Genomic DNA, 23,601 nt, shown 5'->3' on the forward strand with positions numbered 1-23,601 from the left:
TTACAGGACTACAGCACGGAAGGACTGTGTCCATGAATCGAAAATAAACGACTGCATCTTGATTGCGGTCAAAAAAAAAGAGCGTGCACGCGGCACGCCCCCCACTCCTTACATTTCTGCCTTTTGCAATCGCATATAGTCGCCAACCATGGCGAAACGCCACGGGAGAATCATCCCAAACGCGAGCAGGTAGAACAAAGCACCGGTCTGCGGGATCGACATATATTGCTCGACTACGCTGTGCAGCTCCAGCCGGATGGCCAGCAAGGTCAGCATGATAAAAATAAACGCCTTGGAACGGCGAACGAATATATCGGATTCGACTCTCTCGAGACGTGTCGTGACGATAAGCGGGAACGAGAAGATTAAGAGCCCCGTGCCGAAAGCCGATAACCCCCACAACCAGTGGATATGGGTAACCGGAAAAGCAAACATGATAAAGCCCGTCGACATGCCAAGCGGCGGTGCGATGATTTTACGCAGGTTCGTCGGCTGTTTGCCCGCCCGCATGCGAAGAATGATAAGCGTCAGACCGGCACATACCGAAAAAACGATGGACGCCACTTGAATGAGATGTGTATTTGCAGATAGCATCGTTATCTATCCTCATTTCAAAATAGGTTAGCTAGATCCATCGTACTGCAAAATTTTCAACAGTGCAAACGTTCCGCGCCCGCAAGTTATTGCTTGCCGGACGATCCAATCAGTACGATCCGCGGATAAACGGATGGACCTGTTCGTTATAGAATGCCGCCAGACGCTCGCGCTCTTCCGCCGTAAACGAAGGCACGTCCAAAGCCGCAAGATTGTCTTCCACCTGACGGACGTTCCGGAAGCCCGGGATCACGCAGGTGACGGCTTCATGGTCAAGCAGCCAGCGCAGCGAAGCGCGCGTCATATTGCCGCGGCCCTCCTCAATCCAGCGCAGCTGGTCGGCCAGCTCGACGCCTTTGGCAAAGCCTAGTCCGGCAAATGTCTCCCCCACGTTAAACGCTTCGCCGTTCTCGTTAAAGCGGCGGTGGTCATCCGCTTCGAAAGTGGACGAAGCCGTGAACTTACCGGTCAGCAGACCGCTCGCAAGCGGCAGGCGAACCAAGATTCCCACTCCGCGCCGATGCGCTTCATTGAGCAGCTCAAGCGGCTTCTGGCGGAAAATATTATAAATAACCTGAAGCGCGCGCACATTCGGCTGCTCCAGGCAGAAAAGACCTTCCTCCACCGATTCCACGCTTACGCCGTAATGACGGATTTTGCCTTCCTGCTGCAGCTTGTCCAGCACCTCGAACACGCTTCCATCCTTCAAGATCGACATTGGCGGGCAATGGATCTGGTACAGGTCAATCCGCTCGCGCGCGAGACGCTTCAGACTGGCTTCGCAATAAGCGCGTACCGAAGCCTCCGAGTAAGTCGTAGGATCATGAATATCTCCAGCGCGGCAAAATTTCGTCGCAATGTAAATCTGATCTTCGCGGCCTTTGGTCGCCTGCGCGAGCAGCTGCTCGCTGTGGCCGTCGCCGTACACGTCGGCCGTATCAAAAAAGTTGACGCCTTTATCGATGGCAGCCTCAAGCGCCAAGAGCGATTCCTTATCGTTGACGTTGCCCCAGGCACCGCCAATCGCCCATGTTCCGAAGCTGATCTCGCTAACTTTCAATTCCGATGAACCTAACCCGCGATATTGCATCCTCTCACCTCACTATGTAATCGGTTACGAGGATAGTGTAACAAAAATAACGGCCGAAGCTCAATCGTCAATCGATCGGCTTCGGCCGCTTAACTTTTCTATGATTAACGCTGGTGCTGCATATATGCGCTGATATCTACGCCAAGCCCTTTCGAAAGGCGGATACCGAATTCCACGTTAGCGCGGAAGAAGTTGCATACGGCACGCAGCTGGATATTTTCGCTTGTTTGCTTCAGGTCGTTTACCAGATTGCTGACCAGATGATCCCGCTGCTCCGGCGGCAGCGACAAGTAACGCTCCCCTGCCTGCGTGAAATCGTCGGTCTTGTCGATCTTCTGACGTCCGGCATAGCCATGCAACCGGGTGCTGCTGTCCTTGTACTCTTGAGCTTCCCGCGGGCTGCCGGAAGAGCTGCTTGGCTCATAGTTAACGGTTGAAGGATCGGCTTTCATCGTCATCGCGCCATCACGCTGATGGTTGCGAACCGGCGCGTAAGGGCAGTTGACCGGAATATGAAGATAGTTGGCGCCAAGACGGTAGCGCTGCGCATCCGGGTACGAGAACAGACGGCCTTGGAGAAGCTTGTCTTCCGAAGGCTCAATGCCTGGGACTACGGCGCTAGGCGAAAAAGCGGACTGCTCGACTTCGGCAAAATAATTGTCCGGATTGCGGTTCAGCTGCATAGTGCCGACAAGCTGCAGCGGGTACATATCCTCCGGCCAAATCTTCGTGGGATCAAGCGGATCGAACGAGTAACGGTCCAGATGCTCGACCGGCATCAGCTGTACATGCAAATCCCATTCGGGGTAGCGGCCTAGTTCAATGGAATCGTACAAATCCCGTGTCGCATGGTTGAAATCCTTGCCTTGCATCTCGCCGGCTTCGGCAGCCGTGAAGTTGCGGACTCCCTGCTTCGACTTCCAATGGTATTTCACATACGTTATTTTGCCATCCTCATTAATCCACTTGAACGCGTGAACGCCAAAGCCATCCATTTCGCGGTAGGAAGCTGGGGTACCATCATCGGAGAATAACCAAGTGAGCATATGGGTCGATTCCGGCGACAGCGTCATGAAATCCCAATAGCGCTCCGGCTCTTGAATATTCGTGCGCGGAGACGGCTTAAGCGAATGCACCATGTCCGGGAATTTAATCGCATCGCGGATGAAGAAGACCGGCAGGTGGTTGCCGACGATATCCAGGTTGCCTTCCTCCGTATAGAACTTTACCGCGAAACCGCGAGGATCGCGTGCCGTCTCCGGCGAACCCGTTCCGTGGATAACGGTGGAGAACCGGACAAATACATCCGTTTCTTTTCCCGCTTCCCGCAGGAAAGCTGCTTTCGTATGGGCACTCATGCTGTTTGCGGCCCGGAATACGCCATGTGCGCCAGCTCCGCGAGCATGCACGACTCGCTCCGGAATACGCTCGCGGTCAAAATGGGCAATCTTCTCGATCAGATGGTAATCCTCCAAAAGTGTCGGGCCGCGTTGTCCCGCTGTCCTGGAGTTTTGGTTATCGCCAACTGGCGTGCCTTGATTAGTCGTTAAACGGTTGATCATATCGGTACCTCCGGATTATTTATATTTAGACTTGATCTAAATCTTATAATCCTATTGTACGTTTACGGATCAACGCTGTCATGAACGTTGGATGAAAACCTAATGAAGAACAGATGAAGAAGGTCCCTGCACTCCCTCTTAATTGCCCCGCTCTTCTACCAGCCGATAGCCGACTCCGCGAACGGTCGCGATATAATGAGGCGCTACCGCGCTGTCCTTCAGCTTGCGGCGGAGCGTCTTGATATGCACATCCACGACATTGCTGCCCCCGAAATACTGGCTTCCCCATACCGCGTCAAACATCGCTTCGCGCGTGAGCACCGCTCCGCCCGAGGTTAGAAACATAAGGAGAAGATCGTATTCCGTCTTGGTCAGCTCAATCCGCTCGCCGCCGCGGAACACCGTCATTTTCTTCAGGTCAACGGTCAGGTCCTTGAACCGGTAGCTGGACAGGTCGGGAGCCTTCCACTCGCCGAGCATCCGGTTAATCTGGTTAAGGGCTTCCTGCGGATTCGAGGGCCATACAAGCAGCTCGGCGTGTTTCGGAATAGCCGCTGCCATAACCCGGGCATCCTCGTGAACCAGATACAGAAGGGATGCGCCGTTGATGGGAGAAGTCTGCGTCATCGCCGCATGAAGGGCATCTACGGCATTGGGAATAAGCGGGTGCGGTGTGGCATCGTAAATAATCAGCTCCGGCTGCAGGCTGCTGACGAAAGCCTTGTTCAAATCGTGGAGCGAGAACAGATCGAAGCATTCCGCCGTAAGTAGATGCAGAAGGCTGCTCATCCGTTCGGGAAAAGGACTAACCGTCATAATCCGCTTGGTCAGGGAACAGGCCTTCCCCGCTATCGACTCGCCGGATGGCGGCCCCTCCATACGGTTATCCTCTACTTGCTGGCGCATAATTCGCATACCCCCTCTAATACAACGTGTGCATCCTGAACTTTAAAATTGGTTTCCGCGGCGATTTTCTTCAGCCATTCCTCGGGCAGCTCGGTCAACACTTCCTCTACGCGTCCGCACTCTTTGCACATAATATGATGGTGATCGTCCATTCTGGCATCATAGCGGCTGACGGCCTCGCCTAGCTTAAGCTCGCGAATAAGTCCGGCGTCGGTCAAATAACGGAGCGAATTGTATACCGTCCCGTAGGCAAAGCTGACGCCCTTGTCGCGTAGTCTTTCAATAATATCCGCCGCTGTCGGGTGATCATGAGACTCCTGAATCGCCTCGAGAATCGTTTTGCGCTGTACGGTTAAATTTAGCTTGGTCATCATCATTCATTCCTTTAATACAAGTTAATTTAGACTAAGTATAAATCTAAGAGTTAGGAAGATCAACCGGAACTCACTGCCTATATGCGCTATTCTCCCTCCTTAGAAGGAGTAGCCAAACTTTACGAAAAATAATTATCAGAATATTTACAAAATTGAAATAATAGTTTATGATAGACCTACACCACACGAGAGGGGATAGACCATTGAAGTAAGTTAGCGATGCATGTCCTCACTATTTCCGGAAAGGAGATCGCAAGGTAAACCGGACATGCGGGAACTCAAATTCGTCTCTTGTCACTTAGGTCCGATTAATACTTATTCGTTAGCAAGATTAAGGCAACGCAAGTTGTAGAATGGAGCGTTACGGAATTGAATAATTGCGATTCAGAAAGGTAAAGGGATTCCGGTTATCATTGATAAGCGGAATCCCTTTTTGCGTGCGTATTTTATAGAATAGGCGATAACAGCCGGGCAATGGACTCTTTGAACTTGTTCATAAGAGGCCGCTTCAAATAATCCTCGAAGGTTAATTCATGACAATCCTGCAGGTCAAGGTCGAACAATCTTTCCAGCTCGCCTGCCGTTGCGCTGTCATAGATAAAGGCATTCATCTCGAAGTTCAGCTTAAAGCTCCGGTTGTCGATATTGGCCGTACCGACGGAAGCAAGCTGACCGTCAATGACAAGCGTCTTCGCGTGCAGGAAGCCCCGTTCGTAAATGTAGCATTTGCCTCCCGCAGCAAGCAGCTCGTTTAAATACGAATGGGTTGCCCAATACACGAAGAAATGATCGGGCTTGCCCGGCAGCATGACCTTCACTTCAATCCCCGACATAGCCGCCGTCTTGAGCGCGGTCATCAGACTCTCGTCCGGGACGAAATAAGGCGTCTGCAGACAGATGCTCTTTTTCGCGAAATAAATCATCTTGATGTAAGCATCCTTAATCTGCTGGGATTCCGAATCCGGTCCGCTCGCCACGACCTGCATGCCGATCGTCCCCACGGCTTGGAAGTGGCGCGGGAAGTAATGATAATCAAGCTCCACCATTCCCGAGGAAGCCAGATTCCAGTCCATCAGGAACTGCGCCTGCATTTGCAGAACAGCTCTTCCCTCGAGACGCAGATGCGTATCCCGCCATTCGCCGAAATACTTGTCGCGCCCCATATACTCATCCCCGATATTGAAGCCCCCGATATAGCCGATCCGCCCGTCCACGATAACAAGCTTGCGATGATTCCGGAAATTGATCTTGAGATTCAAGTATGGAATCCGGGAAGGGAAAAAGGCTGCCGCCTGCCCGCCTGCTTCGCGCAGCTCCTTGAAAAACTTCCGCGGAAGACCCTTGCTGCCGATATGGTCGTACAGGAACCGAACCTGCACCCCCTGCTTCGCTTTCTCCACCAGCGCCTGGATCAGGCGGTTGCCAAGCTTATCGTCACGCACAATGTAATAGACAAGGTGAATATGATGTTGTGCGGACTCGATATCGCGCAGCAGCGCATCGAACTTGCTTTTCCCCGTCGTGAAGATCTGTACCGCATTGTTCTGCGTATACAAGGAATAGCTGCCTACCAGATTCATATGAATCATGCTCTGATAATTAATGGTAGCGGGATCGTTAAAAATAATGTGCCGCTCCTCTAATTGAAGCTTCTGAGCTTCAATCGAATCTTCAATAATACGCTGGCTTTCGAGCAACATCTTGTTCAGCTTCCGCTTGCGCAGCCGCTGCCCGAGAATAAGATAAAGCACGAATCCGACCCCTGGCAGGAAATACAGCACCATCAGCCAGGCCCACGTCGATCTCGCATCCTTCCGCTCGAGGAAAATAACGGTCAATGCCAGCAATATATTCAAGACGATAAAGACCGTGGAAACATCCTGTAAGACATTCATAGCTAGACGAGCCCCTCAATATATGGATAAAAACATTAACTAGAGCATACCTCAAGCAGGAAAGATGTTCAAACCTTACACAAACATTCTTATTAAGAAACAAATATGTTACAATTTTCAGAAAAAAAAGTGCGGGCGGCATAGGAGGAAAAACCATGGACTTACGCAAATTTCGATTAGACGAACCAGCGCTCGGCACATTCAGCGAAGAACGCGACGAATACGAACGGGATTACGCCAGACTTATTCAATCCCCCGCTTTCCGGCGGCTGCAAGGCAAATCCCAAGTGTTTGGCGCCGGATCGGGCGACTATTACCGGACGAGATTAACCCATTCCCTGGAGGTATCGCAGATTGCGCGCGAAGTGGCGAAACGCCTGGGGAAGCAGTACCCTTTTCTGAGCAAAAAAGAGCATCCCGGCCTCATCATGGATCCGTCCGTCGTGGAAATCGCAGCGCTTGCCCATGATCTCGGGCATCCGCCGTTTGGCCATAAAGGCGAAGAGGTGCTGAACCGCCTATTGCTCGAGGAGCATGGCCTTGCCTACGAGGGCAACGCGCAAAACTTCCGCATCCTTATGTTTCTGGAGAAACGCGCCGGCAGCGGCAGCGGCCTGGATCTGACGGCAGCCGTGCTGCTTGCGGTCAATAAATACCCTTATTCCCTTGACGAACCGGGCAGGCTGAAGGGGTTGTACAGCTCCGAATGGCATGCCATTCATCATATCCGCCAGCAATGGGCAATGCCCGCGGGCTGCTCCACCTTGGAAGCTCAACTGATGGACCTATGCGATGACATCGCTTATTCCACCCATGATATTGAAGACGGCATCCGCGCCGGCAAAATTCAAATGAACCGCACCTTCTTTGAGGATCAGCGTCTGATCGACAATCTGGTGCAGGAAATCGTGGAAGATCAAGGCAACATGGACGTGGGCTGGGATCAGGTGGATATTCCGGCGATGGTCAAGCGGGTGCTTGCCGCTTATTTGCAGCAATGGGAAGAGCTGTATGCCCTTTACGATCATGAATCGTCCAGAACGCGCAGGGAGATGAAAGCGCGGTGGGTCAGCGTATTTGCCGGGCGCGTCGGAATTATCGAGGATCCGGTAAAAGGCTGGAAGAAGGTAACGTTCGTGCTGGATGGCCAGCAGGATATCGACCTGCTGCGCACGATGGAAATATTGAAGAAGCTTGCGTGGGTAACGCTGATTAAGGATTTCCGCGTACAGCGGCTGCAAATGCGCAGCGAAATCATGATCCGCCGCCTGTGGGACAGCTTCAAAAGGCCCGAGCAAGGCCGCTTGATTCTGCCGCCGGACTGGGTGGCAAGCTTCGAGCAGCACAAGCACAGTTGGACATGGGCCCGCTTTATCGCGGACTATATTTCCGGCATGACCGATGCGTATGCGGAGAAGGTCTATGCCGAGCTGTACGCGAGCAAATCCGGTTCGATTTATGAAATGGACTAACTATTCCGCCGGATTCAGCACAGCGTTCTGCGACAGCGAAGTAATGTAATCGAAGAACCGTTCCGGCTCCACATCGTATACAAGGCTTACGGGCCGTCCATCCGCCGTCTCGACTGTTCGCCCTTGACTAGGGCCGTCAGCGATAACGGCGCTATGGACGGTCTTCATTTCGACTAGGCTAGGATCGCCTACGACCGCGGTCGTCAGAACATCCCACAAGTAGTAAGTGGAGTTGGTTTCCATAAAGACAAGCGGCGGACATGCGGCATAACATTGCCCCACGAAATCCAGCCCGGCATGCCTCCGAAGCGAGGCCCAACGGTTGCGCACCGGCACGGTAAGCGGCACTTTATTGGTGCTTTCCAGCGCTACGAGCTCGATCTTGATCCCGCTGTTCCATACGCGATCCACCGCTTCCGGATCCCAGAAGGCGTTCCACTCCGCCGTACCGTCATGCTCCGGCTCTTGAACGTTTCCTTTTTCGTTAAAGGTACCGCCCATCCATACCAGCTTATCGATCTTCTCCTCAATCTCCGGCGCTTCGTCAAGCGCTCTCGCCAAGTCCGTCAGCGGACCGGTGAACAGCAGAGTCACTGGCTCATCGGACGCCAGAAGCTGCTGAATCATATGCTTATGGGCAGGCAATCCCGCCTCGCGCGTATGGATAACGCCAGGTTCGTTCAGTATCGGCAGCGCATCCACGAAAAACGTATGCATCCGCCATTCCGCCGGAAACGGATTGCGTCCTCTCGAATTCGAGCGGGCCACTTCCACTTTGCCGCTTGCTCCCGGCGCTCCAAAACGGTCGATGATTTTGCGGCTTGCCGCCATCCCCGGCTCCAAATATCCGTCTGCCGGAATTACCGACACCCCGATCAATTCGACATCCTTCATCTGCAGAACGAGGAACAGCGATACAAGATCGTCAACCCCCGCGTCATGATTAAAATAAAGCTTTTTTCCCATTGTTGTTCCATCCCTTCATAAGTATAAAACGGCTTTGCGTTTGTCCATCCTAAGGCTAGAGCCCAAGCTTCCGAAGTATGAATTATCATATAAGGCCACTTGGGTGACATTTCATTTTAGGAGGTGATGATCATCATGGCTAAAGATGTACTGTGCGAAGTAAACTCCTGCAAGTATTGGGCTGCAGGCAATCATTGCGCTGCTTCCTCCATTTATGTAGTGAACAACCGTTCCAAACAAGCTAGCAACTCGGCAGAAACCGACTGCAAAACGTTTGAGCCAAAGATCTAAAAGAACGGGTAACGGCGCACAGCCCTTTACCGTGTATGAATTACACGCAATGGATACTGAGCGCCGTCCCATTCGGCTTTATTATTTTGATACCGGAACCGCGTTATAATACTCCTCCAGAGTCAAGTCCTTCTCGTCAATCTCCTTCGCTAATTCCTTCCCTACATAACGAATATGCCATGGCTCGTATTTGTAGCCCGTAATTGCATCCTTGCCCTCTGGATAGCGGATAATAAATCCGTACTCCGGCGCATGATCAGCCAGCCACTCGGCTTCTGGCGTACCGCCGAAGCAATCCTCGGCCGCGCATTTGCCATCACTGCCGGATACGTCAATCGCAAGACCGGTCTGATGCTCGCTTGTACCGGGGAATGCGCTGTAAGTCAACGCCTTCTCCAGGCCGTCTTTCTTCACATAGCGGTTAAAGAGCGTCTTCTGCGTTGCCTGCGAACGGTAAGCCGAGACGCCGGCCAGGTAAATGCCATCTTTCTCTGCGCCGGCAAACAGATCTTCCAGGGCGCCCGCCGCTTCCTTGCGCATTTTGCGTTTGTCGATCTTCTCGCTGAACGTAAAGCGGACATCCGGATAAACCAGATCCTTAGGCTCGTAATTGTCCGGCAGCTTGTATTGCTTGTCCACCAGCACGGCTATGCTTGCAGGCTGAGCGACAACCGCGTAGCCATCCTCTTCCCCTGCCGTAGCAATTGCAGGCTTGTCAGCCGGCGTATCGGAAGGCTTGTCCGACGGTTTCTCAGACGGGGTATCGGTAGGCGTGTCCGATGGTTCGTCGGACGGCGTATCCGTTGGTGTATCCGTTGGCTCGTCCGAAACCGCAGGTTCATCCGATGCCGCGGGAGAAGGTTGTTCTGAAGTCTGGCTATTAGCCGCTGTCTCTTCCGGAGCCTCGGCCGTCAAATTTTCGTAGCGGATAAACAGAATGACTGCTATAGCAACCACGCATACCGCCAGAAAAGCTAATCCGCGTCTTTTTCGTCTTTGTACGTTTCTTCTCATGCTGCTCTCCTTATTGTTGCTTGTTTTGTTTAGGAACGCGTACGTTCTTTCCTCTCTACTATAAACGAATAGACTCGATAATGTCTTAAAAAGTTGCAACATTTGTTTACGTCATTTTGACATCCCTGGCAGACCGCCGCGCCTTTGACATTCCTCTTCCAGCCAAGCATAATGATTACAATAGAGATATAAGACATTATGGGACAGGCTGCTTAGTGAGAAGCCTGTTTTATTGTGAAGGGCGGCGAAAACGTGTCAAATCTAGCACCAAAAAGGCTTTTCAGCAAACGACCCATTCTCGCATTCTCACTGATTGTTCTGCTTAAGAGCTTTCTAACCTGGATGGTCGTCTTTGGTGGTCCTAACTGGACAACTCTGCTCAAGGAAGTCCCGTTTGCGTTAATCGTGTTCTGTCTGATTGAATGGTTCGCTACCAAACGAAAGCTCGTCTATTATTTAAGCGCCAACCTGCTCATGACCGGCATCCTGTTCGCGGTTCTTATGTATTACAAATATTACGGCGTTATCGTTACCTACTCAGCCCTTAATCAGGTCAACCAAGTTACGGCCGTCAGCAACAGCGTCTTCTCTCTGATGGACCCTTACTATCTGCTTGTCTTTATTGATATCGTTGTCATGGGTTATTATTTGATCCGGCGCCGAAAGGGACAGTATTGGAAGGCGGCCAGCCAAAAACGCGTCAGCAGAAGCGTGCTTGCTACCTTGTTTGGCGTATCCCTTGCGCTTTGCCTGTTTAACATTTTACCGAACCGCGCAAGCATGAACGAGATCGTCAAAGCGGAGCAGATGGGCATTCTTAATTACGAGGCTTATACGATTTTATCCAATAAAAAGCAGGAGCTCATCAATCCTTCCGAAATTACGCAGGCTAAGATCGATGAAATTAAGCAGATTCAAAAGCCGGCTTCCCCCAAGCTGGGGAATGCGGCCTCCGGCAAAAATCTGATCATTATCCAGATGGAATCGTTCCAAAACTTCCTTATCCATCTGAAGATCGACGGCCAGGAAATTACGCCTAACATGAATAAACTGGCCAATGAAAGCTACTACTTCAACAACTTCTATCAAGGCGTTGGGCAAGGCAATACGTCGGATGCCGAATTTGTTGTTAATACCTCTTATTATATACCGCCAAACGGCGCTGCTACTCAGGTCTACCCGAAGAAAGAGCTGCCCAGCCTTCCGAGATTAATGCAGCAGCATGGCTATGATACGGCGACCTTCCATACGAACGTCGTGGAGTTCTGGAACCGCAGCGAGCTGTACAAAGCGCTTGGCTTCAACCGTTACTATGACAAAGAGTTTTTCGGCGACGAGGATTCCGTTTTCTTCGCGGCTTCCGACGAAGTGCTGTATGCGAAAACCGCTGCCGAGCTGGAGAAAATGGATCAAGGCGACAAGCCGTTTTATGCGCAGGTCATCTCCATGTCATCCCATCATCCGTTCACCATTCCGGAGCGGAAATATAAGATGGAGCTTCCGAAGCGCTACGAGAATACCTTCGTGGGCGATTACATCCGCGCCCAGAACTATGCGGATTACGCGCTTGGCTTGTTTATTGACGATCTGAAGCAGCGCGGCATTTGGGATAACAGCGTGATCGTGCTCTACGGCGATCATCTTGGCTTGCCGATTTACTCGCTCGACCGGGATGACAAGGAATTAATGAAAGAAATTTACGGGCATGACTACGGCTCTGCCGACATGATTAACATTCCACTTATTATTTCGGCCTCCGGCATCACCGAGCCGAAAGTTTTCAGCCAGCTGGGCGGCCAGGTCGATATTCTGCCTACGGTTGCGAACCTGTTAGGCTTCCCGCTGGACGACCAGATTCATTTCGGTCAGGATATCCTGAACAACACGTCGGTTAACCTGCTGCCGCAGCGTTATTATCTGCCGACCGGTTCATTCGTGAGCAGCGACGAGCTGTTCCTCTCCGGCAGCGGTTATGAGGACGGCACGCATCTTCCGCTCTCGGGTGCCAGCACCGTGTCTCTTGACTCGGCGGACGAATTTAACCGCGCGCTGGAGCTGCTGAAGCTGTCAGACAGCTATGTGAGCCAGCTTCCCAATTGGAAATGATTCGACAGAAAAAACCGTTCCTTAGTTATTAAGGATCGGTTTTTTTGCGCACTGGTTCCAAGGATTTATTTTAGCTATTTCCGGCTTAATCTACTAATTTTCTCTAGTACAATCCTCTCGCATCTGATAGTATCAGTAAGGGTCTATTTCCAAAATTCTTACATAAGAGAGGAATACGAAATGAAAACTTTTTCCCGTAGTTTTATTGTTCTTCTGGCGGCCGTCGTGCTGCTCGCGCTTCCGTTTCAGGCTTCCACGGTAAACGCTGCGTCCGCGGAAGAAACGCTGAACACGTACTTCCCGGGTGATATCAACGAGCATTGGGCTTATGATGAGCTTGACAACTTCGTTAATGCCGACTTGCTTAAAGGTACCGTTGATTCGGAAGGCAATACGATGATCAAACCGGATCTGTCCGTCAGCCGTGCGGAGTTCGTAGCCATTCTGGTTCGCGCTCTTGGCCTGACTACCACTGAAACAGGCAAAACCTTTGCTGACGTTCCTGCAGGCAAATGGTTCTCCGAGCCGGTTCGGATCGCAAGCTCCCTTGGTATCGTTAACGGCCTGACCGAGACGACCTTTGGTCCTAACGAACTGATCAAACGCGGCGAGATCGCTACCATGGTCGTTCGCGCGTTCGAATCCTCCGTTAAGTTTGAAGGCGAAGCGAAGACTTTCTCCGACGTACCGGAATACTTCGCAACACCGTTTATTGCAAAAGCAAGCCAAGCGGGCATCGTTCGCGGCGCAACTGCGACAACGTTTAAGCCGTACGCTAACGCAACCCGCGCGGAAGCAGTCGTTATGGTTCAACGCGCGCTTGATCTGCAAGCGAGCAACCTGCCTGAAGACGCGGCTCTTACCGCTCTGATTGATGAATTCGAGGCAAAAGAAACCGAGGTCGTTAACTCGCAGGACTTCGCTAAGCTTAGCGGCGTGCTGGATAGCTACATGACGGGTTACGCTAAGGCTGAGAACGCCTTTGAATACCAGGATTATTCGGAGCTGGCCAAGGAAGGCTACACGCTTACTTTGGAAAAGCTGACACCGCAAAAGTATGATATCGAATTGAAGACAGACCGTTTCGCAACCATTCATGCAACAGGCAGTACGTACAAAGTAACGGTTAAAGGCAAAACCGATGCCGATACGCAAACGCAGACCGTTCCACGAGACGGCTATTATCTGCTGAAGAAAATGGAAGACAACAGCTGGAAAATCTATCTGTTCGCTTCGGATGCTGACGCATCCGGCACGGACGAAATCACGAAATAAGAACAAAGAAGGCTTGCGGATACCCGCAAGCCTTCTTTTTTGTATTCCAATTATTCTCTCTAGTACTAAAACCTCTCATCTGATAGTATCAGTAAGGGTCTATTTACAAAATCTTTACATAAGAGAGGAATATGAAATGAAAGCTTTTACCCGCAGTCTTATTGTATTTCTTGCGGCGGTACTGCTGCTCGCACTTCCGTTCCAGGGCTCCAAGGCTAGCGCTGCGTCCGCGGAAGACACTCTGTATGCTTATATGCCGATGGATATCGACGAGCATTGGGCTTACGAAGCGCTGGACAACTTTGTTTCGGCGGATCTGCTTAAGGGCTATACGGACTCCTACGGTGATACTTATCTAAAACCCGACTTATCCATCAGCCGCGCGGAATTCGTATCCATCCTGGTACGCGCGCTTGGTCTCGCAACCGAGGAAGCAGGCAAATCCTTTGCCGACGTTCCCGCCGGCAAATGGTACTCCGAGCCGATTCGGATCGCAAGCTCCCTTGGCGTTGTGAACGGTCTGACCGACACGACTTTTGGGCCTGATGAACTCGTTAAACGCGGCGAGATCGCTACGATGGTGGTCCGCGCCTTTGAATCTACCGTTAAATTCGAAGGCGAAGCGAAGTCCTTCTCCGACGTACCGGAATACTTCGCAACGCCTTTCATTGCTAAAGCAAGCCAAGCCGGCATTGTCCGCGGAGCTACCGCAACAACCTTTAAGCCTTACGCAAACGCGACCCGCGCGGAAGCCGTTGTGATGATTCAGCGCGCGCTTGATCTGCAGAAGAGCGATCTTCCCGTGGATGCCTCGCTTACGACTGTTATTGACGAGGAAATCGCTAAAGAGTCGGAAGCCATCAATGCGGGGGAATACGGCAAGATTGGCGAGATCCAGGCGCAATATTATACCGGTTACCAACTGGCAGCCAGCTTCTGGGACAGCGAGAGTTATGCGGCTTTAAAAGAAAAGGGTTATAAATTGGCATTTGAGCTGACTGCGCCAGCAAGCTTTGAAGTCGTCTCCAAATCGAACCGTTTTACCGTTATTCATTCAACTGGCGGCAAGATCAACATGAAATTGGAAGGCCCGGACATGACGCATACTCAGCTTATTCCTACGGATGCCACTTACTATCTGAAAAAAATGCCGGACAACAGCTGGAAAATCTATTTCATGTACGAAGATGATCCCGAATACAGCGAAGATGAATTCGGATTGTAATAATAAACAAAAGGCTTGCGGATATCCGCAAGCCTTTTGTTTTATATGACGTATGACGAGTCCGGCTCAAACAAACGGCTGATCTGCTCATAATCCTCGCGGGTCAGCTTCCAGCGCGAAGCGGCGGCATTTTCCTGTACCTGGGCAATCGTCTTGGCGCCCGCGATAACCGTTGTAACCGCCTTGTTGTAGAGCAGCCAATTGATCGCAACTTGGCTAAGCGGCTTGCCAATGGACCTCGCGATTCCTTGCAGCAGCTCCACCTTCAGCACATTCCCCTCGAACTGGCCGCGTTTGTAGAGCGGATTGCCATAGGAGCGGATATCGTCATCCCGGAACTTCGTAACCGCGCTGAATTTGCCGGTGAGCAGCCCTTGCGCCAATGGACTATAAGGGATAAAGCCCAGCTGCTGCTTCTCGGAATAAGGAAGCTCGGCGTACTCGACCTGCCTTTGCAGCAGGTTGTACGGGGACTGAAGCGAGACGATGGGGGCAGCGGACTGCGCCGCCACAAGCTGATGAACGGAGAAATTCGATACGCCGATGCTGCGGATTTTGCCCGCCTGAACAAGCTCGTTCAGAACCGAAAACGTCTCCTCGATGGGCACCTTGCCTTTAGGATCCGGCCAATGCACCTGATACAGATCGATATAATCGGTATCCAGCCGAAGAAGACTGTCATCCACCTCTCGGATAAGGCTTGCTCCGGACAGGTCGATATCGACCTGGTAACGGTCATCCCAGACAAGACCGCATTTGGTGGCGATAATCACCTTATCCCGTACGGCCTTAAGCGCTTTTCCCAGCACTCTCTCCGATTCCCCGAATCCGTATACCGGAGCCGTATCGAAAAAAGTAATCCCCAGATCAATGGCTTTATCTATCGCCTGCCGGATCTCCTTCTCCTCTACAACTCCCCAGCCGTTTCGGCCTGCAGCCCATGCTCCAAAACCAATAACCGACGGGTACAGCTCACTTTCGCCTAGCCTTCTTGTCTCCACTCCTCTGCCTCCTTTTATCCGTTACCTTTTATCATATAATACCTATTTACTTACTTGGAATTATTTCTCATTATACTCTCCCCTTCGTTGCTTGACAACGAAAGAATGAATGCCTATGATGGGGTCAACCTAGAGGAGAAGGAGCAATGCAAATGGCACGCAAACGCGTCGATCACGTTGGAATCATGGTAAGGGATATGGAGGCAACCATCCGCTTCTACGAGGAGTTTGTGGGACTGACCCTGAAAGGCCGTCTGACTCATACGAATGGCGTTATTGAACTGGCTTTCCTTGGCTTCGGGGATTCCGACGAGACGGAGATTGAATTAGTTCAGCATTATAACGGCGAGCTGCCCGTTGAAGGCCGCGTTCACCACTTCGCGATTCATGTGGACGATGTGGATGCGGAATTCGCGCGTTTGAAAGAAACAAGCGTAACGTTTATCGATGAGGACATTACAACGCTGCCTAACGGTTACCGTTACTTCTTCATCAGCGGTCCGGAAGGCGAACGAATCGAATTTTTCCAGCGTTAATACATAAGAAGAAGCCTCCATTTCCACGGTTTGCGGATTTGGAGGCTTTTTTCATCTTTGCTTATTTTACTGCTTCGAGCACTTCAAGAACGTGGCCGTCTACCGATACGCTGCGCCATTCGCGCGCCAGTACGCCGTTCTCGTCGATCAGGAACGTCGAGCGCTCAATTCCCATGAACGTTTCGCCGTTCCAGGAGCGCTCCTTCCATACGCCAAACAGCTCGGATACCTCATGCTCCGTATCGGCTAGCAGCGGGAAAGGGAGTTGAAAATCGTTAATAAAGGTGTCATGCGACGCCAGATCGTCCGGACTGATGCCGATAACCTCCGTATTATACGATTTGAACTGCCCGTTGTAATCGCGGAAATCGCAGGATTCCACCGTACAGCCCGGCGTATTATCCTTCGGATAGAAATAAATGACCAGCTTTTTGCCCTTGTAGTCGGACAGCGAGATATTGCCGCCCGTAGAAGCCGGCAGGGTGAAATCCGGTACAGCTTGTCCTACTTGCGCTTGCGTCATAAATGAACACCTCTCCTCAAACGTTTTATACGCCCAGTTTACCACGATTAGCCACAAATTCGTAGAACAGCGGCTGCTCCATAACGAAGGCTTGAATCTCTTCTTTGCCAAGCGGCAGGGAGTAGGCCAAAGTCAGCTTCATAAGCGCGGCTTCGACGGACATGTTCTCGATAAAGACAGCTCCCGCTTCCTTCAGAAGAATAGACGAAGCATACATCGCTTCGCTGCTGTCCTTGAGCGGACATAGATACAGGTCCACCCCTTGCTCCGCGCAATATTCGGCAAACTGCAGGAGAGAATGGGAATCCGCCCCGCTTGCATTCGCCGTTCCGGAGTGGAACAGGTCATGCAGCACGGCTTTTGGCTTATGCACGGAGAAATCGTAATACGAATAATTCAGCCCCGGAAAAGGACGGATATACAGCATGCCGGACTGGATGCCTTCGCCGTCTTCCAGCCACGGACTGCTCTCCGGCTTACGCGTGCGGAGCTCATCGTGAGCGGGGTTAAACGGATGGTCGTAACGGACCAGTCTTCCGCCTGTCATGGTGCCGTAAGGCACGCTGTAAGGGCTGTCGAACTGGTCGGTGAACGACTCGCATTGCGTAATGCGGCTGCCGAGATAAACGACCGATTCCCCTTTATCATTGCGGTAAATGACGAATACGCCCGGCGCCGCATCCTCCGAAATAAAGTCCACTGCTGCCGCAAAGTTGCTCAGACCGTTCGCCCGCTTGTCCCCAAGCGGATAATTGCTGGCTACAAGAACCAGCGGGATCGTCAGGTCGCATAAAACAAAGCTGAGAAGCGCCGCTGAGAAGGCCAGCGTATCCGAGCCATGCGTCACAATAATACCGTCGTACTTGGATTGATCAACAGCTCGGATGGCCGCAATCAATGTATTCCAGTCCGACGGCACGATATTTTCGCTCAATATATTCATCGGTTGAACCGTTTCAAGATCTGCATCCCGCTTCAGCGCGCTCGCCATGTAAGCATCAATCAAATGGTAGGAGCCTGCTTCATTCACCGAAATCGCGCCGTTATCGTTCTTGCTGCCGATTGTTCCTCCGGTGAACATCACAAGTATTTGGCTCATCTGTAACTCCCTCTCCGTTTCAGCAATTGGCATATGGTTCTTGTACTCATTCGTCTCCATATGCACCCTAAATCATACTAAACCGGACTTGAAGCTTGCAAGCAAACGATTAGCGAACCCCGCTCCGCAGCGGCGATAGACCGTTGATCCGGCATTCGACGACATCGCCGCCCCGAATGACGGCCGCACCCGGCGTACCGGTCAGGATAACGTCTCCCGGCAGCAGCGTCATCACCTGGGAGTGGAAGGCAATCAGATAAGCAGGCGGAAAAATCATATTCGCCAGCTTGGCGGCATACGCCAGCCCGCCGTTATGCCACGTCTCCACCTGAAGCTCCTTCAGCTCTCCCGCTTCATCCGGCGTGATCAGCTCGGAGCCAAAGGTGAAGAACGTATCAAAGCTTTTTGCCCGGGTCAAATACCGCATATGCCGGGCGTGAATATCTGCCGCCGTCGTATCGATTGCAGCCGCAAAACCGGCGATCGCAAGCAGCGCTTCGTCTTCCGATACGTTCCGGCATGACCGGCCGATAACAATCGCCAGCTCCGCTTCGGCGGTTACCCGCTCGGATTGGGCAGGCAGCACAATAGCCTCGCCGTCGCCGATTATGGACGTATCCGGCTTCATGAAGCTGACGGGCTCTTCTTCGCGAAGGACAGCAAGCTGACTCGCATCCGCGGTGTAATTCATGCCGATTCCCCATATTTTGCGGGGATGGCGGTACAGCGGCGCGGCGCTTACTTCCAGTGCCGGAATGAACGGCAATGTCGCCAGCTTCTCTTGACCGCCTTCGTTATACCAGGCCGTTAGCTCCGCCAGCTGGCCGCTTGTGATCAAGCTAAATACATCCGGCTGCCAATCTGAACCCGTGACGCGATTCAGCTCCGCCAGCGTTACATATCCATCGGGCACAGCTATGCTGCCCTGCTCTAATCCGTCATGCACAATCGTTGCCAGCTTCATCGCCTACCGCCCCTTCTCGAATTGTTCCGCCCAGCGCAGCAGCTTAAGGTCCTGTTTCGCGCCTGCTATCACCGACAACGCGATTGGCGCGCCGTCAACCTCGCCCGACGGAATCGTTACCTGCGGAAGCCCCGACAGCCCCGCAATGCAGGACAGCTGCATCGTGCGGAACCGTCGTTCTTCAACGGCAGGCCCATGAATCGTCCGGCTTGGAGCGGTGCCCGGGATCGTAGGAATGATGAGTAGCCCATCGTCGCCAAGCAGCTCCCCCAACCGTTTCCGGATAATTTCCCGCAACGCTCCGTCCCTCTCGGCTTCCGCGACCGATATCGTGCTTGCCGAAGCAAATCTCGCGCCAATGCTTTCGCCAAACACCGGCTTCTCCCTAACAATCCATTCGCCATGCGTTTGCCAGATTTCCCTACCTTGCGTCGTGCGGAACGCATGGCTCCAGGCTTCCAGACCTTCCGTCGCGACCGATCGCCACTCCTGCGTCATGCCTTCTGTCTGTACAAGCTGTATGCAGACGCTCTCCAGCGCCTTGCGGCAGGAAGGCTCCGCCTTCTCCCACGCTTCCTCGGCAAAGATCAGTCTGCGCAAATCCTGCCGAGGCGTTTCCTCATCGGCAGCCCCGGCTAACAAGACCTCGCCTACTTGGCGAAGCAGAGAGATGTCTCTTGCCATCCAGCCGACGGTATCGTAGCTTGGGGCAAGCGGAATAACCCCGTCTATGGAAACAAAGTCATGCGTCGGACGGAATCCGTAAATCCCGCAATAAGCGGCGGGCACGCGGACCGAGCCGCCCGTGTCCGTGCCAAGCGCAAAGTCGACGGCGCCCGCCGCCACCGCCACCGCCGAGCCGCTGGACGAGCCGCCCGGAATCCGGTCCGGGGCCTTCGGATTAACCGGCGTGCCGTAATGTTCGTTTTGACCGTTAATGCTGTACATCAATTCATCCGTATGGGTTGTGCCGGTGAGGCGCGCGCCCGATGCCAGCAGCTTGCTGATCGAGGAGGCCGTCTTCTCCCAAGGCGAATGCGTACGCAGCCAATCCGGATTGCCGGCCCCGCTCGTGTACCCTTTTATCGCAAATACATCCTTTACCGCAAATGTCAGGCCGCCAAGCGGCCCTTCTCCAACCGGTGGCAGCTCTAGCTCCGGCTGTACAAACGCTTTGTACGTATCGATCATGGAATAATCCCTCCCTCTCTATCCATCCGTCTACCAGCCGATGGCCGAACCGTCGCAGCGCGGGTCCGCGCCTCCGCTCAGCAGGCCGTCCTTATTTATCGCAATGGCATGAGCATGCCCCATTATCCCATCGAAATCAGGCAGCCTGCGGACAAGATGTCCTGCCTTCTCCAGCTTCTCGGCCGTCTCTTCCGAAATCCGTCCTTCCAGCTTCAGCTCCTGCGTAGGCGCTCCCCAGGTGCGTCCCCATACAAAACGCGGCTCGCTGACCGCCTGCTGAGGATTCATGCCAAAATCGATCATGCGCGTCAGCATCAGCGTCTGGGTCTGCGGCTGTCCTTCCCCGCCTTGCGTACCGTACAAGAAGCCCGGCTTGCCGTTCAGGCAAGCCATTGCCGGCATCAGCGTATGGAAGGTCCGCTTGCGCGGCTCCAGCCGGTTAATATGGTTCGGGTCAAGCGAGAAGAACGAACCGCGGTTCTGCAGCAGCACTCCTGTATTACCAGCGACAACACCGGAGCCAAATTCAAAGTATAAGCTTTGGATAAAAGAAACCGCGTTGCCGTCCTCATCCACAACGGCCGCATAAGCGGTATCGCTGCCAACCGGCTGGCTGTTGATGTCTGCGGCAGCATCCTTTTTAATCGAAGCCGCAAGCTCTGCCGCGTATTCCTTGCTGAGCAGCCGGTCAAGCGGAACGGCCGAGAAGGCGGGATCCGTCAAATACCGGTTGCGGTCGCGGAAGCTCTGCTTCAGCGCCTCCGTCAGCACGTGATAATACTCATAAGAACCATGCCCCATGGCGGCCAGGTCAAACTGTTCCAGGATTTGCAAAGCCATTATGCCGGTGAACCCCTGCGAATTCGGCGGCACCTGATAAATATCGTAACCGCGGTAGGAGCCGCGGATGGGCTCCACCCATTCGCCGCCATGCGCGGCGAAATCCTCCTCCGTCAGCAGCCCGCCTTCGGCCTGCAGGAAACGGGCAATCTCTTCAGCCACATCTCCGCGGTAGAAGCCGTCCCTTCCTTTTTCCGCAATGGTGCTTAAGGTTGCCGCAAGCTTCGACTGGACAAACCTTTCTCCAGCCGGAATGGCGCGCCCGCCGGGCATATAGATCTCAGCCGTATTTGGCTGCTCCCCCAGCATGGCGGCATGCTGCTTGGTGTGTTCATATTGATCGGGCGACATTGGGAAGCCTTCCGACGCATACGATATTGCCGGCTCCAGCACTTCCGCAAACGTTAAGCGGCCGTACCGGTTCTGCACCGCATACCAGCCGTCAACCATGCCGGGCACCGTAATGGCGCTTCGCGGTCCTCTTGTCGGAATAGATTCCACATCGGCAAAAGCTTCAATGGTTGCCTCAGCTCCCGACCGGCCGCTTGCATTGTAAGCCCGCACTTCCCCGTCCGAAGCGTGATAAGAGAGGAAAAAAGCATCTCCCCCAACGCCCGTCATATGAGGATAAACAACCGCAAGACAAGCGCTGACCGCAACCGCCGCGTCAAACGCATTGCCTCCCCGCTCCAACACGCGCGCGCCTGCCGCCGTTGCCAAGTGATGCGGACTAACAACCATTGCTTTTGTACCCGTAACCGGCTTCTTCATCCCCATGCCACCTCGTAAGTCAGGTTTACTATCCTTAATAGATTCAACATAACACGCCCCCATGCCTCCGGCAACGAAAAAGAAAGCCATTCCCACGTTTTTTGTTGATGATGAACAAAAAACGCTATATATTTATGCATATGGTAATGAATCTTTCGATTTTACATACCTTTTGCATATACAGAAGCAATAGAAAGGAGATAGACTAAGCATGCAGCACCGCACTTCAAGTCCAATCGAGAACGTACAGATCGACGAAATCGATCGCAAAATCATTTCTGCCCTGCATCAAAACGGCAGAATTTCTTACACCGACCTGGCTAAAGACATCGGCTTATCCCGCGTCGCCGTGCAGGCCCGCATCAATACGTTAATGGAAGAGGGCGTCATCGAGCGCTTCACCGCCGTTATTAATCCGGAGAAGATCGGCATTACGGTCAGCGCTTTTTTTAACGTGGAGGTAGAGCCCAAATATCTTCATGAAGCTGCGGACCGCTTAGCCGACGAACCGGTTGTGACCAGCCTGTATCATATGACGGGCCCTAGCAAGCTGCATATGCACGGACTGTTTACGAGCAATCAGGAAATGGAGACCTTTATGCGGGAGAAGCTGTACCCGCTGCCCGGCATAATGGGCGTCGACTGCCAGGTGCTGATTAACCGATACAAAAGTCGGATGGGAATGAGGCTGTAGCATGCAAACAACAACGTCTTTGGAGCCGGGCAAGAGCCCGCCTCAGACCGGAAGACCTTCCGGCTTAACCGATTACGGCCACATTGTGTGGGCCATGGTCAAAACCGGTGTATTAGGCTATGGCGGCGGACCTTCGGTTATTCCGCTTATCCGCTATGAAGCCGTTACCCGCTATCATTGGATCGACGATGATGAATTCGCCGAAATTTTGGCGCTGGCTAACGCTCTCCCGGGACCGATCGCCACCAAAATGGCCGCCTATCTCGGCTACCGCCGCAAGGGCTGGCTTGGCGCTGTCGTCTCCGTTCTTGCCCACATCCTGCCCTCGGCCATCGCCATGATCGCGCTGCTGTCGGTGGTCCAATATTTGAGCGGTTCGGCCGTCATTCAAGGGATGATCTCCGCCGTTATTCCGGTCATTGCCGTTATGCTTGGCGTTATGGCTTACGAATTCGCGAACCGTGCCGTCAAAGGACTAGGCAAATGGATGGGCTTCGCCATGTTTGCGGTCGCCTTTCTCCTTCTTCAAATTATTAATATTGAGGATGCGATCGTTATCGTCGCCTTTCTTGCGTACGGAGCGGTCCATTTCAAGGCGGCAGGCTGGGTTGCCAAGTGGAAAAACAAACGGCGCGTACGCTCTGAGGGAGGCGGCGAATAATGGACTGGCTTGACCTTATTATCGGCTTCTTCGTTGCCAACGTCCTTGGGTATGGCGGCGGTCCTGCTTCCATCCCGCTGATGTACAACCAGATCGTTACGCACTACGGCTGGACGAACGATGCCGAATTCTCGAATATTCTTGCGCTGGGCAACGCCTTGCCGGGACCGATCGCGACCAAGATCGCCGCGTTTATCGGCTATGACGTTGCCGGCTGGCCCGGCCTCGTCCTTGCGCTTGCGGCTACGATCATCCCTTCCGCCGTAGCGCTGATTTTCCTGCTTAAGCTGCTGCAGAAGCACCGCCAGTCCCCGATTGTGAAAGGAATGACGCTGCTTGTTCAGCCGGTTGTCGCCATCATGATGGTGCTGCTCACCTGGCAGATGGTCGATACGTCGATCCATTCCACCAACCTGTGGCAGACGCTAGGCATTGCGGCCGTGGCTTACTGGCTGATGGAGCGCAAAAAGATCCATCCCGCCATCGTCATCTGTATCGCCTTTGTTTACGGCGGTACGGTGCTGGCGCATATCTAATCAAACGAAGCAAGC

General features: G+C 52.9%; 23 protein-coding genes. 9 read left to right on the top strand and 14 right to left on the bottom strand.

Translation table 11 applies throughout. The features are described 5' to 3' along the window. Positions 1-108: 108 nt before the first annotated feature. From PGL01S_RS18755 to cls, 6 genes are all read right to left on the bottom strand, one after another. Positions 109-594 carry a CcdC family protein gene (locus PGL01S_RS18755; RefSeq protein WP_127496118.1) on the bottom strand — a complete coding sequence of 162 codons (486 nt, stop codon included), beginning with the start codon at positions 592-594 and terminating at the stop codon, positions 109-111. Between the two features lie 109 nt (positions 595-703). Beyond that, positions 704-1,684, bottom strand: a complete 981-nt coding sequence (locus tag PGL01S_RS18760; protein WP_127496119.1) for an aldo/keto reductase — start codon at positions 1,682-1,684, stop codon at positions 704-706. A 104-nt stretch (positions 1,685-1,788) separates the two neighbouring features. Then, entirely contained in the window at positions 1,789-3,246 is a 1,458-nt protein-coding gene (locus PGL01S_RS18765; RefSeq protein ID WP_127496120.1) for a catalase, read from the bottom strand. Between the two features lie 138 nt (positions 3,247-3,384). Continuing rightward, positions 3,385-4,152 carry a winged helix-turn-helix domain-containing protein gene (locus PGL01S_RS18770; protein WP_164775511.1) on the bottom strand — a complete coding sequence of 256 codons (768 nt, stop codon included), beginning with the start codon at positions 4,150-4,152 and terminating at the stop codon, positions 3,385-3,387. Further along, the gene (locus PGL01S_RS18775; RefSeq protein ID WP_127496122.1) at positions 4,137-4,523 is read right to left on the bottom strand and encodes a Fur family transcriptional regulator; all 387 of its coding nucleotides are present in this window, start codon (positions 4,521-4,523) and stop codon (positions 4,137-4,139) included. Before PGL01S_RS18775 ends, PGL01S_RS18770 begins: the two co-directional genes overlap by 16 nt. 449 nt (positions 4,524-4,972) lie before the next feature. Continuing rightward, a complete protein-coding gene (gene cls, locus PGL01S_RS18780; protein ID WP_127496123.1) occupies positions 4,973-6,421 on the bottom strand; it encodes a cardiolipin synthase in 1,449 nt (482 codons plus the stop codon). A gap of 155 nt (positions 6,422-6,576) precedes the next feature. Between cls and PGL01S_RS18785 the strand changes: the two genes are divergently transcribed. Further along, positions 6,577-7,893 carry a deoxyguanosinetriphosphate triphosphohydrolase family protein gene (locus PGL01S_RS18785; RefSeq protein WP_127496124.1) on the top strand — a complete coding sequence of 439 codons (1,317 nt, stop codon included), beginning with the start codon at positions 6,577-6,579 and terminating at the stop codon, positions 7,891-7,893. Here the strand turns inward: PGL01S_RS18785 and PGL01S_RS18790 are convergent, their stop codons facing one another. Then, on the bottom strand, positions 7,894-8,859 hold the full coding sequence (locus tag PGL01S_RS18790; RefSeq protein WP_127496125.1) for a nucleoside hydrolase: 966 nt from the start codon (positions 8,857-8,859) through the stop codon (positions 7,894-7,896). A gap of 135 nt (positions 8,860-8,994) precedes the next feature. Between PGL01S_RS18790 and PGL01S_RS18795 the strand changes: the two genes are divergently transcribed. Continuing rightward, positions 8,995-9,150 (top strand): DUF1540 domain-containing protein, encoded by a 156-nt coding sequence (locus tag PGL01S_RS18795; RefSeq protein WP_127496126.1) that lies wholly within the window; start codon positions 8,995-8,997, stop codon positions 9,148-9,150. A gap of 81 nt (positions 9,151-9,231) precedes the next feature. Here PGL01S_RS18795 and PGL01S_RS18800 read toward each other — a convergent pair whose 3' ends face one another. Next, positions 9,232-10,164: a D-alanyl-D-alanine carboxypeptidase family protein gene (locus tag PGL01S_RS18800; RefSeq protein ID WP_127496127.1), complete on the bottom strand. Its 933-nt coding sequence runs from the start codon at positions 10,162-10,164 to the stop codon at positions 9,232-9,234. A gap of 252 nt (positions 10,165-10,416) precedes the next feature. Between PGL01S_RS18800 and PGL01S_RS18805 the strand changes: the two genes are divergently transcribed. From PGL01S_RS18805 to PGL01S_RS18815, 3 genes are all read left to right on the top strand, one after another. After that, the gene (locus PGL01S_RS18805; protein ID WP_127496128.1) at positions 10,417-12,270 is read left to right on the top strand and encodes an LTA synthase family protein; all 1,854 of its coding nucleotides are present in this window, start codon (positions 10,417-10,419) and stop codon (positions 12,268-12,270) included. Between the two features lie 180 nt (positions 12,271-12,450). Then, positions 12,451-13,545 carry an S-layer homology domain-containing protein gene (locus PGL01S_RS18810; RefSeq protein WP_127496129.1) on the top strand — a complete coding sequence of 365 codons (1,095 nt, stop codon included), beginning with the start codon at positions 12,451-12,453 and terminating at the stop codon, positions 13,543-13,545. A 136-nt stretch (positions 13,546-13,681) separates the two neighbouring features. Next, complete coding sequence (locus PGL01S_RS18815) at positions 13,682-14,770, top strand: S-layer homology domain-containing protein (RefSeq protein ID WP_127496130.1); 1,089 nt, start codon at positions 13,682-13,684, stop codon at positions 14,768-14,770. A gap of 41 nt (positions 14,771-14,811) precedes the next feature. Here PGL01S_RS18815 and PGL01S_RS18820 read toward each other — a convergent pair whose 3' ends face one another. Further along, a complete protein-coding gene (locus tag PGL01S_RS18820) occupies positions 14,812-15,771 on the bottom strand; it encodes an aldo/keto reductase (RefSeq protein WP_127496131.1) in 960 nt (319 codons plus the stop codon). Between the two features lie 152 nt (positions 15,772-15,923). On the opposite strand from PGL01S_RS18820, the gene PGL01S_RS18825 reads away from it, so the two are divergent. Continuing rightward, positions 15,924-16,307: a VOC family protein gene (locus PGL01S_RS18825; protein WP_164775512.1), complete on the top strand. Its 384-nt coding sequence runs from the start codon at positions 15,924-15,926 to the stop codon at positions 16,305-16,307. A 61-nt stretch (positions 16,308-16,368) separates the two neighbouring features. Here PGL01S_RS18825 and bcp read toward each other — a convergent pair whose 3' ends face one another. From bcp to ggt, 5 genes are all read right to left on the bottom strand, one after another. Then, complete coding sequence (bcp, locus tag PGL01S_RS18830) at positions 16,369-16,830, bottom strand: thioredoxin-dependent thiol peroxidase (protein WP_127496133.1); 462 nt, start codon at positions 16,828-16,830, stop codon at positions 16,369-16,371. Between the two features lie 25 nt (positions 16,831-16,855). Beyond that, complete coding sequence (locus PGL01S_RS18835; protein WP_164775513.1) at positions 16,856-17,929, bottom strand: asparaginase; 1,074 nt, start codon at positions 17,927-17,929, stop codon at positions 16,856-16,858. 109 nt (positions 17,930-18,038) lie between these two features. Then, positions 18,039-18,893, bottom strand: a complete 855-nt coding sequence (locus PGL01S_RS18840; protein WP_127496135.1) for a fumarylacetoacetate hydrolase family protein — start codon at positions 18,891-18,893, stop codon at positions 18,039-18,041. A gap of 3 nt (positions 18,894-18,896) precedes the next feature. Next, positions 18,897-20,084 carry an amidase gene (locus PGL01S_RS18845; RefSeq protein ID WP_127496136.1) on the bottom strand — a complete coding sequence of 396 codons (1,188 nt, stop codon included), beginning with the start codon at positions 20,082-20,084 and terminating at the stop codon, positions 18,897-18,899. 30 nt (positions 20,085-20,114) lie between these two features. Next, positions 20,115-21,695: a gamma-glutamyltransferase gene (gene ggt, locus PGL01S_RS18850; RefSeq protein WP_127496137.1), complete on the bottom strand. Its 1,581-nt coding sequence runs from the start codon at positions 21,693-21,695 to the stop codon at positions 20,115-20,117. Between the two features lie 211 nt (positions 21,696-21,906). On the opposite strand from ggt, the gene chrS reads away from it, so the two are divergent. The 3 genes from chrS to chrA are packed head-to-tail and all read left to right on the top strand — an operon-like array spanning position 21,907 to position 23,586. After that, positions 21,907-22,389, top strand: coding sequence for a chromate efflux transcriptional regulator ChrS (chrS, locus tag PGL01S_RS18855; RefSeq protein ID WP_127496138.1), 483 nt, complete (start codon positions 21,907-21,909; stop codon positions 22,387-22,389). A gap of 1 nt (position 22,390) precedes the next feature. Then, the gene (gene chrB / locus PGL01S_RS18860) at positions 22,391-23,050 is read left to right on the top strand and encodes a chromate efflux transporter ChrB (RefSeq protein ID WP_507763297.1); all 660 of its coding nucleotides are present in this window, start codon (positions 22,391-22,393) and stop codon (positions 23,048-23,050) included. Further along, positions 23,050-23,586 carry a chromate efflux transporter ChrA gene (chrA, locus tag PGL01S_RS18865; protein ID WP_127496139.1) on the top strand — a complete coding sequence of 179 codons (537 nt, stop codon included), beginning with the start codon at positions 23,050-23,052 and terminating at the stop codon, positions 23,584-23,586. Before chrB ends, chrA begins: the two co-directional genes overlap by 1 nt. The last annotated feature ends 15 nt before the right edge of the window (positions 23,587-23,601 follow it).

The sequence above is a fragment of the Paenibacillus glycanilyticus NBRC 16618 genome, from assembly GCF_004000805.1.
Taxonomy (GTDB): domain Bacteria; phylum Bacillota; class Bacilli; order Paenibacillales; family Paenibacillaceae; genus Pristimantibacillus; species Pristimantibacillus glycanilyticus.

Excerpts from the sequence above, each read along its gene's own strand:
- chrA (WP_127496139.1), top strand. The coding sequence starts at position 23,050 with ATGGACTGGCTTGACCTTATTATCGGCTTCTTCGTTGCCAACGTCCTT.
- ggt (WP_127496137.1), bottom strand. The coding sequence starts at position 21,695 with ATGAAGAAGCCGGTTACGGGTACAAAAGCAATGGTTGTTAGTCCGCAT.
- PGL01S_RS18810 (WP_127496129.1), top strand. The coding sequence starts at position 12,451 with ATGAAAACTTTTTCCCGTAGTTTTATTGTTCTTCTGGCGGCCGTCGTG.
- PGL01S_RS18840 (WP_127496135.1), bottom strand. The coding sequence starts at position 18,893 with ATGAAGCTGGCAACGATTGTGCATGACGGATTAGAGCAGGGCAGCATA.
- PGL01S_RS18785 (WP_127496124.1), top strand. The coding sequence starts at position 6,577 with ATGGACTTACGCAAATTTCGATTAGACGAACCAGCGCTCGGCACATTC.
- cls (WP_127496123.1), bottom strand. The coding sequence starts at position 6,421 with ATGAATGTCTTACAGGATGTTTCCACGGTCTTTATCGTCTTGAATATA.
- PGL01S_RS18775 (WP_127496122.1), bottom strand. The coding sequence starts at position 4,523 with ATGACCAAGCTAAATTTAACCGTACAGCGCAAAACGATTCTCGAGGCG.
- PGL01S_RS18770 (WP_164775511.1), bottom strand. The coding sequence starts at position 4,152 with ATGCGCCAGCAAGTAGAGGATAACCGTATGGAGGGGCCGCCATCCGGC.
- PGL01S_RS18765 (WP_127496120.1), bottom strand. The coding sequence starts at position 3,246 with ATGATCAACCGTTTAACGACTAATCAAGGCACGCCAGTTGGCGATAAC.
- PGL01S_RS18815 (WP_127496130.1), top strand. The coding sequence starts at position 13,682 with ATGAAAGCTTTTACCCGCAGTCTTATTGTATTTCTTGCGGCGGTACTG.
- PGL01S_RS18790 (WP_127496125.1), bottom strand. The coding sequence starts at position 8,859 with ATGGGAAAAAAGCTTTATTTTAATCATGACGCGGGGGTTGACGATCTT.
- PGL01S_RS18800 (WP_127496127.1), bottom strand. The coding sequence starts at position 10,164 with ATGAGAAGAAACGTACAAAGACGAAAAAGACGCGGATTAGCTTTTCTG.
- PGL01S_RS18755 (WP_127496118.1), bottom strand. The coding sequence starts at position 594 with ATGCTATCTGCAAATACACATCTCATTCAAGTGGCGTCCATCGTTTTT.
- chrS (WP_127496138.1), top strand. The coding sequence starts at position 21,907 with ATGCAGCACCGCACTTCAAGTCCAATCGAGAACGTACAGATCGACGAA.
- PGL01S_RS18795 (WP_127496126.1), top strand. The coding sequence starts at position 8,995 with ATGGCTAAAGATGTACTGTGCGAAGTAAACTCCTGCAAGTATTGGGCT.
- bcp (WP_127496133.1), bottom strand. The coding sequence starts at position 16,830 with ATGACGCAAGCGCAAGTAGGACAAGCTGTACCGGATTTCACCCTGCCG.
- PGL01S_RS18845 (WP_127496136.1), bottom strand. The coding sequence starts at position 20,084 with ATGATCGATACGTACAAAGCGTTTGTACAGCCGGAGCTAGAGCTGCCA.
- chrB (WP_507763297.1), top strand. The coding sequence starts at position 22,391 with ATGCAAACAACAACGTCTTTGGAGCCGGGCAAGAGCCCGCCTCAGACC.
- PGL01S_RS18760 (WP_127496119.1), bottom strand. The coding sequence starts at position 1,684 with ATGCAATATCGCGGGTTAGGTTCATCGGAATTGAAAGTTAGCGAGATC.
- PGL01S_RS18835 (WP_164775513.1), bottom strand. The coding sequence starts at position 17,929 with ATGAGCCAAATACTTGTGATGTTCACCGGAGGAACAATCGGCAGCAAG.
- PGL01S_RS18825 (WP_164775512.1), top strand. The coding sequence starts at position 15,924 with ATGGCACGCAAACGCGTCGATCACGTTGGAATCATGGTAAGGGATATG.